Below are 13,830 nucleotides of genomic sequence, written 5' to 3'. Positions count from 1 at the left end.
ACGCCGATGGCGGGCATAGCCCGCCCTACGGCATCGGCGCAATGCTTGAGTCATCCATCATCACGCCTTGAACCCCACGTAGGGCGGGCTCCGCCCGCCGGCTTTGGCGGGGCATGATAATGGCGGGCAAAGCCCGCCCTACCGACCCTTGAATTCGGCCTTGCGCTTTTCCAGGAAGGCGCTGGTGCCTTCGCGCATGTCGTCAGTGGAAAACGCCAGTGCGAAGCCCTGCGTTTCGAACTCCAGGCCCTGGTCCAGTGCGGTTTCACCGCCTTGCAGCACTGCATCGAGAATGCCCGCGGCTGCCAACGGCGCCGCGGCGGCGAGCTGATCGGCCAATGCGCTGACTGCCTCGTCCAACCCCTCGGCGGCGACCAGACGAGTCACCACGCCCAGCTCAAAGGCGCGCTGGGCGTTTATCACCGCGCCGGTCAGGCACAGCTCCAGCGCCGCGCCGCGGCCGGCCAGCCGCAGCAGGCGCTGGGTGCCGCCGAAGCCGGGAATCAGGCCGAGGTTGATTTCCGGTTGTCCGAATTTCGCCTTCTCGCTGGCCACGCGCAGGTGGCAGGCCATGGCCAGTTCCATGCCACCACCGAGCGCGAAGCCCTGGATACGGGCGATCACCGGTTTGCCCAGACGCTCGATCGAACTCATCAGGCGCTGGCCGGCGCGCGAGAAGGCCTGTGCCTGGGTCGGCGTGTAGGCGTTCATCTCGGCGATATCGGCACCGGCCACGAACGCCTTTTCGCCTGCGCCGGTCAACACCACCACCCGCACGGCATCGTCCTGGGCGGCCTGCGCAAAGGCCAGCGTCAACTCATTGAGCGTGTCACGGTTCAGCGCATTGAGTTTGTCGGGGCGATTGACCACGATGGTGCGTACCGCGCCGCGGTTGCTGGTTTCCAGGTTGCGAAAGGCCATGATCGGCTCCATGGGGAACGAGTTGTCGATGGTAGCAGCGGGAACCTTTGCGGGCGGCGGGTTTCTCAGACCCGTATGCATGGCGGCATGCGATGCAGGGTTCATGCATGGCACGCGCGGCTCATCTTCATCAGAGAGAGCATGGATTGATGGCGACAAGTGCAACACGGCTTATTGGTTTTCTGCTCGTTGGTGCGTTGCTGGGCGGCGCGCTGCGAGCGCAGGAGTCCGCCCCGGCCGCGAGCACGACGACCCAGCCGGACAAAGCCGAGCTTTCCTATGCGATCGGGTACCAGATCGGCAGCCGCTTTGCCGAAGGCACGCCGGATGTCGACTTGCCCACGCTGCAGCGGGCGATTGCCGACGCCTACGCCAAACGCAAGCCGGCGGTGCCGATCCAGCAGATGCAGGCACAACTGCAGCAGCTGCAGGAGCAGATGCACCGCGACGCGCTGGCCCAGTTCAAGCGCATCGCTGCGGCCAACGCACGCAAGAGCGCGGCATTCATGGCGCAGAACCGCAAGAAGCCCGGCGTGGTGCAATTGCCGTCGGGTGTCCAGTATTCCGTGCTGAGCAAGGGTGCCGGCACGGTACACCCCACGGTCACCAGCACCGTGGTGTTGAACTATCGCGGCATGCTGGTCGATGGCACCGAGTTCGACAGCACCCTGGCGCACGGTGCGCCGGTGAGTTTTCCGGTGGACAAGATGATCCCCGGCTGGCGCGACGTGATTCCGCGCATGCATGTGGGCGATCGCTGGAAAGTGGTTATCCCGCCGCAACTCGCGTACGGCGAGGAGGGCATGTTGCCCCGCATCGGCCCGAACGAGGCACTGCGATTCGAGATCGAATTGCTGGCCATCAAGCCTGATCATGACCAGCGCTGAGGGGCGCCGGTGCTACCATGAGTCGGCATGTCGAACGCCCCGGATACTTCGCCCCCCGCCCCGCTGACCCCCTGTACCGGCGTCTGCCGATTGGACGGGCGCGGCTTTTGCGAGGGTTGCCAGCGCAACGGCGAGGAAATCGCTCGCTGGCGGACGATGAGCGATTTCGAGCGGCTGCATGTGATGCAGGTGATCCTGCCGCGGCGCCGGCAGCCGTGATCGATGAGAAGCTCGACGACGTGGTCGGCGCGTTGTTGCCGCTGACGACGCCACCGACCGGTTCGGGTTGGAACCATGCGGACATGTCGCGACTGCTCGGTACCCCCGAACGCCGACCTGCAGCCGTACTGGTGGGCTTTCGCGAAGGCGTGCAGCCGCGGTTGGTGCTCACGGTGCGCAACGACAACCTGCATGCGCACGCCGGCCAGGTGGCCTTCCCCGGTGGCGGTACCGAGCCCGGCGATGATGACGCCCTGACCACGGCATTGCGCGAAAGCGAGGAGGAGATCGGGCTGGATCGCAAGCTGGTGAGGCCGCTGGGTTATCTGGATCGGTTCGAGACCATCAGCGGCTTCTGCATCACGCCGGTGGTGGCGGCGATCGACGCCAGTGCGCGCCTGTACCCGGCACCCGACGAAGTCTCCGAGGTGTTCGAGGTACCGTTGTCGTTCCTGCTGGAGCCGGCAAACCTGCGGCGCTACACCATGGAGTGGCGCGGCCATCGCCGGCCGATGGTGGAGTTCGTCCATGGTGGCCATCGCATCTGGGGTGCTACCGCCGCCATGCTCTACAACCTGCTCGAGAGGATGGGCCGAACATGACGCTGAAGACCAGCTTGATCGACGTCGCCGAACTGGCAGCATTGCCGTCGGAAACGGTGGTGATCGTTGATTGCCGCTTCGATCTGGGCGATCCCGACAAGGCCGAGCAGGATTATCGGCAGGGTCACATTCCCGGCGCGGTCTACGCCAGCCTGGATCGCGACTTGTCGGACCTGTCGCGGATCAGCGAAGGCCTCGGACGGCATCCGCTGCCGCTGCAGGCCGCGTTCGAGGCCTTGCTGTCGCGCTGGGGGTGGCAAGCCGGCATGCAGATCGTCAGCTACGACGCTGCCGGCGGTGCGCTGGCTGCGGCGCGGCTGTGGTGGTTGTTGCGCCTGGCCGGAGTTCGCACTGCCGCGGTCTTGAACGGCGGCTACCCGGCATGGTTGGCAGCAGACTTGCCGACCGAGTCGGGCGTCGCGGCGTCCCGACCGGCGAGCAGCGTGTCATTGCAATACGACGCAAGCCAGGTCCTGATCGACCACGCGGCTGTCGCCGACGGCGCGGCGGGGCAATTGCTGGACGCCCGCGCCGCGCCGCGTTATCGCGGCGATGTCGAGCCGCTGGATCGTGTGGGTGGACACGTGCCTGGCGCGTTGAACCGGCCGTTCGCCGACAACCTGGGCAGCGATGGCCGCTTCAAGCCGGCGGCGCAGTTGCGCGACGAATTCAATGCGGTGCTTCATGGCACGGCATCCGACCAGGTGATCCACATGTGCGGCTCCGGTGTCACCGCCTGCCACAACCTGCTGGCGATGGAATATGCCGGCCTGCATGGATCACGGCTGTACGCACCGTCGTGGAGCGGTTGGGTCAGCGACCCGGCCCGTCCGGTGGCCAAGGGCTGATCTGCAGGAATGCACTCCTGCAGACATGCGGGTCTCAGCCTTTGCTCTTCAAACGTGCAACCAGCTGTTGCAGCACGGCCTGTGTCTCGGGGTGGAAGAACGCTTCGATGAAGTCGTCCAGCGGAAGTGCGTCCATATCGGCGTAGGCGTTGGCAAGATCCGCGCGGGCCAGTTCGCGGGTGGTCAACATGGCGTGCGAAGGCAGCGCCAGCAGTTCTCCCAGCCAATGCAGGGCGCGCTTGGTGACCTGGTCGACGCCGGTGAGTTCGTCGACGAAGCCACAGGCGAGCGCGTCGGCGGATTCGATCATCGCGCCGGAGACCAGCAGCCGCTCGGCGCGGTAGGTGCCCACCACGCGGCGCAGCGCCAGCTGGATCGCTTCGGGGACGATCAAGCCCACCTGGACTTCATTGAGGCCGATCCGAAACGGACCTTCGGCCATCACCCGGTAATCGCAGAACAGCGCCAGCACGGCGCCGCCAGCCGGGCTGTGGCCGGTGATCGCCGCCACCAGCGGAATCGGTGCACGCGCCATGCTGCCGCACAGGGCGAAAAATTCCTGCCAGTATTCACGCACGCCCTGGCGGTCGAGTTGGAGTAGGGCAGGCACATCCACGCCCGCGGAGAAAAGCCCCTGCGCGCCGGACAACACGATGCCGCGCACGCCTTCACGGACGCTGTCGTCGATCGCCTTGTGCAGCGCCTGCAGCAATTCCAGGTTCAGCGCGTTCACCGGCGGTCGGGCCAGCTGGATTTCGCGGATGGCGCTGTCGTGGGTGGTCAGTTTGAGCATGGTGTACTCCGTTTGAATTACTGCGGCTGTTCGTCGGCAGTCCAGCTGTAGCGCACGGCATAGTTCAACGTGGCCTTGCCGTGGGCGGGCACCTCGACGCGGAATTCGAGGGTGTCGGTGGTCTGGGTGGTCGGCTTGCTGCTGGAGGAAACCAGCTTCCACTCGCGCCAGCGGTTCGGATGTTCGCGTACCGTCACCGTGCGCGCCTGGTCGCCGGCATTGCTGAGGTCGATGCGGAAGGCCTCGTCCAGCGTGCGGCCCTGCTTGTCGACATGGAAACTGGTGCGCGAGCGCTCGGCACGCAGGTCGAACGGCGTGCCCAGCGTGATCGTGGCGTCACTGCCCTTGGGGGTATCGTTGATGCGGCCTTCGCCGACGAATTGCGGAACACCGTGGCGATCAGCCGTGAGCACGCGCAGGTAGCCGGCGGGCAGGCTGTCGAACGCCTTCAATTTCAGCGTGCTGATGATGGCGCCGCCAGACTGGTCGAAATCACGATTGAGATTGGGCTGCCGCGGCTGGTACGCGTTGCCGTTTTCCAGCAGGGTAGTGCGCACGCAGTCCAGCGCGCGCGTGGCGTACAGCGGCACCTGGCTGACGCTGCCGTCGGGCAGGTTGACCGGGTCGGGCAGGGTGAAGCTGCGATAGTCGCCGACGCTGTCTTGTTGCGGCATGGCTTCGGCTTTGGCGTTGAAGCCTCGCGCCATCGCCATCATCGGGCGCGGGCCGGAAGGCTTGGACATGTTCGGCTCGCCGGCGATCAGGGTCAGCTCGGCGTCGTTCCAGTTGCGCCCGCTGCGATTGGCAATGCTGGCGCGTGCTTCGAACTGCATGCGGCAAGTGGCGCCCGGCTGCAGCGTGGCCACGTAGGCGGCGCGCCAGCCGAGACCGGAGGTGGGATAGCTGAGCGAGGCCTTGGCCGGGCCACTGCGGCTGGCATCCACGAGCAGATCCAGGCTTGAACCGGTCGGGAACGAGCCGTCGCCCGAACGCACCGCCGCGTAGTCTTGAACCAGCGTGGTCCCGGCTACGCCTTTGACCAGCAACCCGTTGCCCGCACGCAGCAGGGTGCCATCCGCGAGTGATTCGCCATTGCTGCCCAACACGTTGATCTTGTGCCCGACCAGCCCGGTCAACGCACCCGACGCGCCTTCGGCAAGCAGCAGGCGTTGCGACAAGACCTTGGCATTCCCATCGGGAAAGCCAAGGGCGATCGCTTCGGGATCGATGTGGAGGGGAAGATCGCCGAGGGTCACGTCATGCGTGCCGGCAGCGAGTTGCAAGGTCCGCTGCTCGCGCACCACGGCATAGCCGTCGTCGACGCTGCCCTCGCCACTGCTGGCATACAGCGCGCTGCTGTCGCTGCGATACACCGTCAGTGCGGTGGGGCTGGCTGCATGGGCCGGCGCAAGCCCGGCCAAGGCGAGAGTGCATGCAACGGAAAGGGTCAGTGCGCTGCGCGGTGATGTGGTCATCGAGCAAACTCCATCATGGAAACCAGGCCCCATCATAATGATGGCAGGTGAATGGTTTGCGTGGGTGGGATCTTCCGCGCAACGCCTCGGCACCATCAAGGAGTGGCATCGTGAGCTGCAGCCCGGATCGAAGCGGGCAGCGCCGCCGACTTGCCGGTGGCGGGGTTCATCCACACCATCACCACATGACCGTCGCTGTACAGGCAACTGGCGGCATCGGCATCGACGATGCGGTGGGCAAGCGTCAGCGAGCTGTTGCCCAGTCGCGTGCAGCGCAGCTCGATGTGCAGCGTGGCCGGCCAGGCGATCGGGCGACGATATTGCAGTTCGCTGGCCGCCAGGACCGGCATGGCATCCTCGCTGAACCAGTCGCGCACGTGCCGCAGCCACTGCAGGCGTGCTTCTTCCAGGTAGGTCAGGTAGTTGGAGTTGTTGACGTGGTTGAACGCATCGAGGTCACGCCAGCGCACGCCGAGGGTGGCGACGAACAGTGGCGTGTCGGTGTTGACGGCGGCGCTGGATTCAGCGGATTTCATGGGCGTTTTTTCCTTCCGCGCATCGGCTTGTACTTGTCGGCCGAGGCGATGTGTTTGGTGGCGGCTTTGACCCGCTTGGGAGCACCCGGTTTTTTTGACTTGACCGGCTTCAGATGGGGCGCGAGAAAGTGTCCCGTGTGCGAGGCGGCTGTGGCCGCGACCGTCTCCGGCGTGCCGGCGACGAGGATGCGGCCGCCGCCGTCACCACCTTCAGGACCAAGGTCGACGACCCAGTCGGCGGTCTTGATCACATCGAGGTTGTGTTCGATCACCACCACCGTATTGCCCTGGTCGACCAGCTGGTGCAGCACGTCGAGCAGCTGTTCGATATCGTGGAAGTGCAAGCCGGTGGTGGGTTCGTCGAGGATGTACAGGGTGCGGCCGGTATCGCGCTTGGACAGTTCCTTGGACAGCTTCACGCGTTGCGCCTCGCCGCCGGACAGCGTGGTCGCGCTCTGGCCGAGCTTGATGTAGTCCAGCCCCACCGCCCGCAGCGTGTCGAGCTTGCGCGCGATGGTCGGTACGTTCTCGAACAACTTCAGCGCATCCTCCACCGTCATGTCGAGCACGTCGGCGATGGTGTGGCCCTTGTACAGCACTTCCAGCGTCTCGCGGTTGTAGCGCTTGCCGTGGCACACGTCGCAGGGCACGTAGACGTCGGGCAGGAAGTGCATTTCCACCTTGATCATGCCGTCGCCTTCGCAGGCCTCGCAGCGGCCGCCGCGCACGTTGAAGCTGAAGCGACCCGGCGTGTAGCCGCGGGCGCGTGCTTCAGGCACCTGCGCAAACATCTCGCGCAACGGCGTGAACAGCCCCGTGTAGGTGGCGGGGTTGGAGCGCGGGGTGCGGCCGATCGGCGACTGGTTGATGTCGACGACCTTGTCGAACAGGTCCATGTTCTCGACCGACTTGTACGGTGCCGCCTGCGTGCCGGCTCCGTTCAATTCGGCGGCAGCGAGGTGGAACAGCGTGTCGTTGATCAGGGTGGACTTGCCCGAGCCGGACACGCCGGTGATGCAGGTGAACAAGCCGGCCGGCACCGACAGGTCGATGTTCTTGAGGTTGTTGCCGCTGGCTCCCCTGAGGTGCAGCCACGACTCCTCGTTGATCGGCTGGCGGCGTTCCTTCGGTACTTCGATCGCGCGTGCGCCGGAGAGGAACTGCCCGGTGACCGAGCGCGGCGAATCGAGCATGTCCTGCACGCTGCCCTGCGCCACGATCTCGCCGCCGTGCACGCCGGCGCCGGGGCCGATGTCGAGCACATGGTCGGCCATGCGGATCGCGTCCTCGTCGTGCTCGACCACGATCACCGTGTTGCCGAGATCACGCAGACGAGTGAGCGTACCGAGCAGGCGCGCGTTGTCGCGCTGGTGCAGGCCGATCGAGGGTTCGTCCAGCACGTACATCACGCCGACCAGGCCGGCGCCGATCTGCGAGGCCAGGCGGATGCGCTGCGCTTCGCCGCCCGACAAAGAGTCGGCCTGGCGATCCAGGGTGAGGTAGTTCAGGCCGACATCGTTGAGGAAGGTCAGGCGCTCACGGATCTCCTTGACGATCTTCGCCGCAATTTCGCCACGCCAGCCGACCAGCTTGAGGTCGGCGAAGAACGCCAGCGCGTCGTCGATCGAGCGATGGGTCAGTGACGGCAGCGCGTGGTCCGCGACGAACACGTTGCGCGCCGAGCGATTCAGTCGCTGGCCCTCGCAAGCGGGGCAGGGCTGGTCGCTGATGTACTTGGCCAGTTCCTCGCGCACGGCAGAGGATTCGGTTTCCTTGTAGCGCCGTTCGAGGTTCGGCAGGATGCCTTCGAACGCATGCTCGCGGGTCACCTTGCCGCCGCGTTCGGTGAGGTAGCGGAACGCGATCCTTTCCTTGCCGCTGCCGTAAAGCACGGCCTTCCGTACTTCGGCGGAAAGCTCCTGCCACGGCGTGTCCACGTCAAAGCCGTAGTGCGCCGCCAACGAAAGGATCAGTTGGAAGTAGTGCGCATTGCGCCGGTCCCAGCCGCGCACCGCGCCGCTGGCCAGGGAGAGTTCGGGATGACGTACCACCCGTTCCGCATCGAACACCTGGGTCACGCCCAGGCCGTCACAGCCCGGGCACGCGCCGATCGGCGAGTTGAACGAGAACAGGCGCGGCTCCAGCTCCGGCAGCGAGTAGTCGCACACCGGGCAGGAAAAGCGCGAGGACAGCAGTTGTTCGGGCACGGCCGGATCATCCATGTTGGCCACGATCACCAGACCGTCGCCAAGGCGCAACGCCGTCTCGAATGACTCGGCCAGGCGCTGCTTGATGTCCTCGCGCGGACGGAATCGGTCGATGACGGCTTCGATGGTGTGCTTCTGGCGCAGGGTCAGCGGCGGCACCGCATCCAGGTCGTGGACTGTGCCATCGACGCGTGCGCGCACGAAACCCTGCGCGCGCAGTTGTTCGAACACTTGCACGTGTTCGCCCTTGCGCTCGCGGATCACCGGCGCCAGCAACATGTAGCGCTTCTCCGCATCCAGCGCCAGCGTGGCGTCCACCATCTGGCTCACCGTCTGCGCTTCCAGCGGCGTGCCGTGGTCCGGGCAACGCGGGGTGCCCACGCGGGCGTACAGCAGGCGCAGGTAGTCGTACACCTCGGTGATCGTGCCCACGGTGGAGCGCGGATTGTGCGAGGTGGATTTCTGCTCGATCGAGATCGCCGGCGACAGGCCTTCGATATGGTCGACGTCGGGCTTTTCCATCATCGACAGGAACTGGCGTGCGTACGCGGAAAGAGATTCCACGTAGCGCCGCTGGCCTTCGGCATAGATCGTGTCGAAGGCCAGCGAGGATTTGCCCGAACCGGACAGGCCGGTGATCACGATCAGCTGGTCGCGTGGCAGGTCGAGGTCGATGTTCTTGAGGTTGTGCGTGCGTGCGCCGCGGATGCGAATGGTGTCCATGGACGCCGTATATGGGGGGGATCGATTACTATACCAAGTAGTTCTGCTGGTTCAGCGAATCGTGGGTACTGGTGTGACCTGGTGAAGCCTTCACCGCCACCCGGGCAGACCTCCAACTATCGACAGGAGAAGAAAGTCATGCGCAAGCGGATCGGAATCGTGGTTGGCGCGGCCTTCGCCCTGGCCGCCAGCTGTCAGGTCGCGGCGGCACCGCCCAGCAAGCAGCAGGTGCGCCAATTGTTCGAAGTCATGCATCTGGACCAGATGTTCGGCCAGATGAACTCGCAGATGGCCGGCATCATGGGCCAGGCGGCGCCCTGCGTGCCTGCGTCGTACTGGCAGAACTTCATCGACGCCAGTGGTACCGAGCAATTGATGGACAAGATGGTGCCTGTGTACCAGAAGCACTTCACCGCCGAGGACGTGGCCGGCCTGCTGAAGTTCTACAAATCGCCGCTGGGCCAGAAGGTCATCAGCCAGATGCCGGTGACCATGGCCGAGGGCATGAAGATCGGCCAGCAGTGGGGGCGTGAGCGCGGCGAGGCGATGATCAAGGAGCTGCAACAGAAGGGCACGCTGGACGCCAATGGCCGCTGCCTGGCCAGTCCTGCGACGGCGGGGTCGGCGGCGGCGCCGCCCACCGGTCACTGAGCCGTCCCGCCGCCCCTGCCGCGATGCCTTCGCGGGCCCGGTTCGGGCTGGATGGTCAGTATTTGACCAGCCCGGACTTCGCTCGCTATAATCCGCGATTCGCCGGGCCTGAATGGGCGCGGACGATACCCAAGAGAATAACGACAGAAGGGCATTCCCATGAGTTATGCAGTCATCAAGACCGGTGGCAAGCAGTACCGTGTGCAGCAGGGAGACGTGCTGCGCGTGGAGCTGTTGACCGCCGATGAAGGCGCCACGGTGAGCTTCGACCAGGTGTTGCTGGTCGGCACGGGCGAGTCGATCACGGTCGGTGCGCCGGTCGTGGAAGGCGCCACCGTCAGTGCCACCGTGCGCAAGCATGGTCGCGCCGACAAGATCCGCATCATCAAGTTCCGCCGCCGCAAGCACTACAAGCGTCAGCAGGGCCATCGGCAGCATTTCACCGAAATCGAGATCACGGGCATCAACGCCTGAGCAACTGGAGCATTGAGTCATGGCACATAAAAAAGGCGTAGGTTCCAGCCGCAACGGTCGCGATTCGAACCCGAAATACCTCGGCGTCAAGGTCTACGGTGGCCAGGCCATCGAAGCCGGCAACATCATCGTGCGTCAGCGCGGCACCCAGTTCCATCCGGGTACCGGCGTGGGCCTGGGTCGCGACCACACGCTGTTCGCGCTGGTCGATGGCAAGGTCCATTTCGCCGTGCGCGGCGACAAGAACCGTCGATTCGTCGACGTCGTGCAGGCGTAAGCCTTTCGCGATGCGGCAGCGAAGGCCCCGCTTCGGCGGGGTTTTTCGTTTTTGCGCGGGATTCGGGATGACCAGACATTCGTCTGTTGAAAGCGGGGATTCGGGATTCGCAAGAGCCCCGACACTCTGCGTCCCGTACCATATCCACGATTGCCCGCTCTTTCCAATCCCGAATCCCGACTCCCCAATCCCGGCCCTCAAATGAAATTCGTCGACGAAGCAATCATCAAAGTCCAGGCCGGCGATGGCGGCAATGGCTGCATCAGCTTCCGGCGCGAGAAGTTCATCCCGTTCGGCGGTCCCGACGGCGGCGACGGCGGATCCGGCGGCTCGGTCTGGCTGGTCGCCGACGAAGGCCTCAATACCCTGGTCGATTTCCGCCATCAGCGCAGCTTCAAGGCGCAGCGCGGCCAGAACGGCATGGGTAGCCAGATGTATGGCAAGGGCGGCGACGACAACACGATTCGGGTGCCGGTCGGCACCATGATCACCAATGTCGACACCGACGAGGTGATCGGCGACCTGACCAGCCACGGCCAGCGCATGCTGGTGGCACAGGGCGGCAAGGGCGGGCTGGGCAATATCCATTTCAAGAGTTCGGTAAACCGCGCGCCGCGCAAGGCCACGCCGGGCACGCCGGGCGACGTGCGCGAGCTCAAGCTTGAATTGCGCCTGCTGGCCGATGTCGGGCTGCTTGGCTTCCCCAATGCCGGCAAGTCCACCTTCATTCGCGCCGTATCGGCGGCAACGCCGCGCGTGGCCGATTACCCGTTCACCACCCTGCATCCAAACCTCGGGGTGGTAAGCCTTGGCGTGGACCAGAGCTTCGTGATCGCCGACATTCCCGGCCTGATCGAGGGTGCCGCCGAGGGCGCCGGGCTGGGCATCCAGTTCCTGCGCCACGTCGCGCGCACCAGCCTGCTGCTGCACCTGGTCGACATCGCGCCGATCGATGGTTCCGACGTGGCCGAGCAGGTGCGTGCGATCGAGCTGGAACTGGAAAAATTCAACCCGGAACTGCTGGAACGCCCACGCTGGCTGCTGCTGAACAAGGCCGACATGCTGGCGCAGGACGAGCGCGACGAGGTAGCGCGCAAGGTCATTGCCGAGCTGGGCTGGACCCAGCCTTGGTTCCTGATTTCGGCCATCGCCCGCGACAACACGCTGGAGGTCTGCCAGCAGGTGCAGCAATTCTTCGAGACCGCGCGTCAGGTCAGCGAGGAGCGCACCGAAATGTTGCCGGGCGACGTGCGCCGGCGCGGGGAAGATCCGCAGGATTGATGCGACGCACGGGTCACGGTGCGAGCAAGCGCCGCACACTGTCGAGTTGGTGCCTGGCCAGACGCTGACGCGCTGCGGCATCCATGTCATCCATGTGCTGCAGGGACCATCGATCCATGGCCTGCAAGACCGCAAACACCAGTTCGCCCTGCAGCGACGCTGGCAGGTCGCTGCGCACCGCGCCACAGTCCCGACCGGTCGCCAGCACTTGCTCCAACCATTGCGCGGCACGGCCCAGCGCCTGTTGCAGCGCCGGGCTCTGCGCGACTGGCGCATCGGGCAGGTAGAAGAGCTTGCCCGCGTCGGTGTACCACGGCTGCCGGGCGGATACCGCCAGCAACCGGGCCATCAGCTCGGCGATGCGGTCCCAATAAGCGGCCCCCGCGAGCGCAGCCGGCGCTGGGACGTCCAGATCGCGGACCAGGGCCTCGGTGGCTGCCGTCACCACGTGCTCGAACAGCGCCTGCTTCGATGAAAAGTAGTGATAGAACGAACTCTTGCTCATCGCGCAGGTGTGGATGATCGCGTTCAGCGATGCGCGTTCGTAGCCCGCCCGCGCGAACTCGTTGGCGGCCGTGACCAGCAAGTGCTGGTAGCGCTCGGGCTTCATCGAAACGGCTGCGGAAGGAGACATGGGGCACAGCGTAGCTTGACTGGACCGGCCGGTCCAATCTGGTTAGGATGCACCGATTGGACCGACCGGTCCAGTGGGAGAACGCCATGCTCACATCCGTTTCCGTGGAACAGCAATTGGATCAGGTGCAGGACGACCCATTGCGCGTATTGATCGTGGGTGCCGGCGTCGCCGGCCTCACCCTGGCGCAACTGCTGCGCGCGCAGGGGCTGAATCCGGTACTCGTGGAACGCGAGAGCGCCGCTGCCGATGAGGGCTACATGCTCGGTTTGTTGCCGCTGGTCGATTCGGCGATCTCGCACATCGGCGTGCAGCGCGCGTATCGCCAGCGCAGCATGTCCCTGCATCGCTACCAGGTGCGCGGGCGCCACGGGCAGGTGCTGCGCGAATACGAGCTGGGGGAGTTGTTCAACAATTTCGGTGACTACCGCGGCATCGCGCGCGGTGCATTGCTGCAGGCGTTGGCCGAGGGTGGCGCGCCGGTGAGTTACGCCGCGACGCTCAAGGCCGCGACGGCAACCGATGACGCTGTAGCCGCCATCCTGCAGGACGGGAGTGCAAAGCCCGAGCACGAGATCGACGCCGAGTTCGACCTCGTGGTGGCAGCCGACGGCATCCACTCGTCGACGCGCGGATTGATTCTGCGACCGGACCAGGTCACGACCTACGACTCCGGCTGGGGTGGCTGGGTGACATGGATGGATGGCGATCCGGCGCAGGCCGATCTGTACGAGGAAATCTGGGGTGCCGGATTCTTCGTCGGTGCCTATCCGGTGAAGGACCGCGTCGGCGTATTCATCGGCGGCGATCAGCGCGACACCCGGCACGGAGCGCAGCATTTCGTCGAACGCATTCGCGCCGATCTGTCGGCGCCGGGCGCACGCATGACTCGCGCCATAGACGCACTGGCGGCCAACGTCGAGCCGTATTACTGGCATCTCGCCGATTGCCGCAGCGCAGTCTGGTCGGTAGGTCGCACGGTCCTGCTCGGCGATGCGGCGGCCGGTTTTCTGCCGACCGCCGGGGTGGGCGCGGCGATGGCGATGGAGTCGGCCGGCGTGCTGGCCGCGCGACTGACTGGCGCCAGCCGAACGGCCGTGCCGCAAGTTCTGCGCGACTACGAACGTACCCAGCGGCCACGGGTCGAGGCGGCGCAGGACAATTCGCGGACGCTGGCCAAGCTGATGTTCCACCGCAGCCGTGCACTCGCGGCCGTGCGCGATGCCATCACCCCGCACATCACGCTGAAGCGTGCGCTCGGCCCGATCCGCAGCTTGCTGGAAAACGCTCCGCAGGATTGAA

15 protein-coding genes are annotated in these 13,830 nt (G+C 65.4%); 9 read left to right on the top strand and 6 right to left on the bottom strand.

What is annotated here, in order from left to right:
• Positions 1-138: 138 nt before the first annotated feature.
• The gene (locus AC0L58_RS10860; RefSeq protein WP_473683263.1) at positions 139-921 is read right to left on the bottom strand and encodes an enoyl-CoA hydratase-related protein; all 783 of its coding nucleotides are present in this window, start codon (positions 919-921) and stop codon (positions 139-141) included.
• Between the two features lie 149 nt (positions 922-1,070).
• Here AC0L58_RS10860 and AC0L58_RS10855 point away from each other — a divergent pair, with 149 nt between their 5' ends.
• The 4 genes from AC0L58_RS10855 to AC0L58_RS10840 are packed head-to-tail and all read left to right on the top strand — an operon-like array spanning position 1,071 to position 3,477.
• Positions 1,071-1,808 (top strand): FKBP-type peptidyl-prolyl cis-trans isomerase, encoded by a 738-nt coding sequence (locus tag AC0L58_RS10855; RefSeq protein WP_473683261.1) that lies wholly within the window; start codon positions 1,071-1,073, stop codon positions 1,806-1,808.
• Between the two features lie 27 nt (positions 1,809-1,835).
• The gene (locus AC0L58_RS10850; RefSeq protein WP_473683259.1) at positions 1,836-2,027 is read left to right on the top strand and encodes a DUF1289 domain-containing protein; all 192 of its coding nucleotides are present in this window, start codon (positions 1,836-1,838) and stop codon (positions 2,025-2,027) included.
• Entirely contained in the window at positions 2,024-2,629 is a 606-nt protein-coding gene (locus AC0L58_RS10845; protein ID WP_473683257.1) for an NUDIX hydrolase, read from the top strand. Before AC0L58_RS10850 ends, AC0L58_RS10845 begins: the two co-directional genes overlap by 4 nt.
• Positions 2,626-3,477, top strand: coding sequence for a sulfurtransferase (locus AC0L58_RS10840; RefSeq protein ID WP_473683255.1), 852 nt, complete (start codon positions 2,626-2,628; stop codon positions 3,475-3,477). The genes AC0L58_RS10845 and AC0L58_RS10840 overlap by 4 nt, the downstream gene beginning before the upstream one ends.
• A 34-nt stretch (positions 3,478-3,511) precedes the next feature.
• Here the strand turns inward: AC0L58_RS10840 and AC0L58_RS10835 are convergent, their stop codons facing one another.
• The 4 genes from AC0L58_RS10835 to uvrA all read right to left on the bottom strand — a co-directional run bounded on the left by AC0L58_RS10835 (position 3,512) and on the right by uvrA (position 9,211).
• Positions 3,512-4,270, bottom strand: coding sequence for an enoyl-CoA hydratase/isomerase family protein (locus tag AC0L58_RS10835; RefSeq protein ID WP_473683253.1), 759 nt, complete (start codon positions 4,268-4,270; stop codon positions 3,512-3,514).
• 17 nt (positions 4,271-4,287) lie between these two features.
• Positions 4,288-5,745 carry a DUF4139 domain-containing protein gene (locus AC0L58_RS10830; protein ID WP_473683251.1) on the bottom strand — a complete coding sequence of 486 codons (1,458 nt, stop codon included), beginning with the start codon at positions 5,743-5,745 and terminating at the stop codon, positions 4,288-4,290.
• Positions 5,746-5,840: 95 nt separating this feature from the next.
• A complete protein-coding gene (locus AC0L58_RS10825; RefSeq protein ID WP_473683249.1) occupies positions 5,841-6,281 on the bottom strand; it encodes an acyl-CoA thioesterase in 441 nt (146 codons plus the stop codon).
• Entirely contained in the window at positions 6,278-9,211 is a 2,934-nt protein-coding gene (uvrA, locus tag AC0L58_RS10820; RefSeq protein WP_473683247.1) for an excinuclease ABC subunit UvrA, read from the bottom strand. The genes AC0L58_RS10825 and uvrA overlap by 4 nt, the downstream gene beginning before the upstream one ends.
• Positions 9,212-9,349: 138 nt before the next feature.
• Here uvrA and AC0L58_RS10815 point away from each other — a divergent pair, with 138 nt between their 5' ends.
• The 4 genes from AC0L58_RS10815 (at position 9,350) to cgtA (ending at position 11,894) form a co-directional block, all read left to right on the top strand.
• Positions 9,350-9,862, top strand: coding sequence for a DUF2059 domain-containing protein (locus AC0L58_RS10815; RefSeq protein ID WP_473683245.1), 513 nt, complete (start codon positions 9,350-9,352; stop codon positions 9,860-9,862).
• Positions 9,863-10,021: 159 nt separating this feature from the next.
• Positions 10,022-10,336 carry a 50S ribosomal protein L21 gene (gene rplU / locus AC0L58_RS10810; RefSeq protein ID WP_473683243.1) on the top strand — a complete coding sequence of 105 codons (315 nt, stop codon included), beginning with the start codon at positions 10,022-10,024 and terminating at the stop codon, positions 10,334-10,336.
• Positions 10,337-10,355: 19 nt separating this feature from the next.
• Positions 10,356-10,613, top strand: a complete 258-nt coding sequence (gene rpmA, locus AC0L58_RS10805) for a 50S ribosomal protein L27 (RefSeq protein ID WP_077514119.1) — start codon at positions 10,356-10,358, stop codon at positions 10,611-10,613.
• Between the two features lie 201 nt (positions 10,614-10,814).
• Complete coding sequence (cgtA, locus tag AC0L58_RS10800; RefSeq protein WP_473683240.1) at positions 10,815-11,894, top strand: Obg family GTPase CgtA; 1,080 nt, start codon at positions 10,815-10,817, stop codon at positions 11,892-11,894.
• 13 nt (positions 11,895-11,907) lie between these two features.
• Here cgtA and AC0L58_RS10795 read toward each other — a convergent pair whose 3' ends face one another.
• On the bottom strand, positions 11,908-12,528 hold the full coding sequence (locus AC0L58_RS10795) for a TetR/AcrR family transcriptional regulator (protein ID WP_473683238.1): 621 nt from the start codon (positions 12,526-12,528) through the stop codon (positions 11,908-11,910).
• An 86-nt stretch (positions 12,529-12,614) separates the two neighbouring features.
• Between AC0L58_RS10795 and AC0L58_RS10790 the strand changes: the two genes are divergently transcribed.
• The gene (locus tag AC0L58_RS10790; RefSeq protein ID WP_473683236.1) at positions 12,615-13,829 is read left to right on the top strand and encodes an FAD-dependent oxidoreductase; all 1,215 of its coding nucleotides are present in this window, start codon (positions 12,615-12,617) and stop codon (positions 13,827-13,829) included.
• The last annotated feature ends 1 nt before the right edge of the window (position 13,830 follow it).

The sequence above is a fragment of the Rhodanobacter sp. G2-10 genome, from assembly GCF_055809185.1.
This window is presented reverse-complemented; position numbering and strand designations above follow the sequence as displayed.

What these genes read in the sequence shown, in the direction of transcription:
- AC0L58_RS10855 (WP_473683261.1), top strand. Translation starts at nt 1,071, where the DNA reads ATGGCGACAAGTGCAACACGGCTTATTGGTTTTCTGCTCGTTGGTGCG.
- rplU (WP_473683243.1), top strand. Translation starts at nt 10,022, where the DNA reads ATGAGTTATGCAGTCATCAAGACCGGTGGCAAGCAGTACCGTGTGCAG.
- AC0L58_RS10830 (WP_473683251.1), bottom strand. Translation starts at nt 5,745, where the DNA reads ATGACCACATCACCGCGCAGCGCACTGACCCTTTCCGTTGCATGCACT.
- AC0L58_RS10825 (WP_473683249.1), bottom strand. Translation starts at nt 6,281, where the DNA reads ATGAAATCCGCTGAATCCAGCGCCGCCGTCAACACCGACACGCCACTG.
- AC0L58_RS10815 (WP_473683245.1), top strand. Translation starts at nt 9,350, where the DNA reads ATGCGCAAGCGGATCGGAATCGTGGTTGGCGCGGCCTTCGCCCTGGCC.
- uvrA (WP_473683247.1), bottom strand. Translation starts at nt 9,211, where the DNA reads ATGGACACCATTCGCATCCGCGGCGCACGCACGCACAACCTCAAGAAC.
- AC0L58_RS10795 (WP_473683238.1), bottom strand. Translation starts at nt 12,528, where the DNA reads ATGTCTCCTTCCGCAGCCGTTTCGATGAAGCCCGAGCGCTACCAGCAC.
- AC0L58_RS10860 (WP_473683263.1), bottom strand. Translation starts at nt 921, where the DNA reads ATGGCCTTTCGCAACCTGGAAACCAGCAACCGCGGCGCGGTACGCACC.
- AC0L58_RS10850 (WP_473683259.1), top strand. Translation starts at nt 1,836, where the DNA reads ATGTCGAACGCCCCGGATACTTCGCCCCCCGCCCCGCTGACCCCCTGT.
- AC0L58_RS10835 (WP_473683253.1), bottom strand. Translation starts at nt 4,270, where the DNA reads ATGCTCAAACTGACCACCCACGACAGCGCCATCCGCGAAATCCAGCTG.
- cgtA (WP_473683240.1), top strand. Translation starts at nt 10,815, where the DNA reads ATGAAATTCGTCGACGAAGCAATCATCAAAGTCCAGGCCGGCGATGGC.
- AC0L58_RS10790 (WP_473683236.1), top strand. Translation starts at nt 12,615, where the DNA reads ATGCTCACATCCGTTTCCGTGGAACAGCAATTGGATCAGGTGCAGGAC.
- AC0L58_RS10840 (WP_473683255.1), top strand. Translation starts at nt 2,626, where the DNA reads ATGACGCTGAAGACCAGCTTGATCGACGTCGCCGAACTGGCAGCATTG.
- rpmA (WP_077514119.1), top strand. Translation starts at nt 10,356, where the DNA reads ATGGCACATAAAAAAGGCGTAGGTTCCAGCCGCAACGGTCGCGATTCG.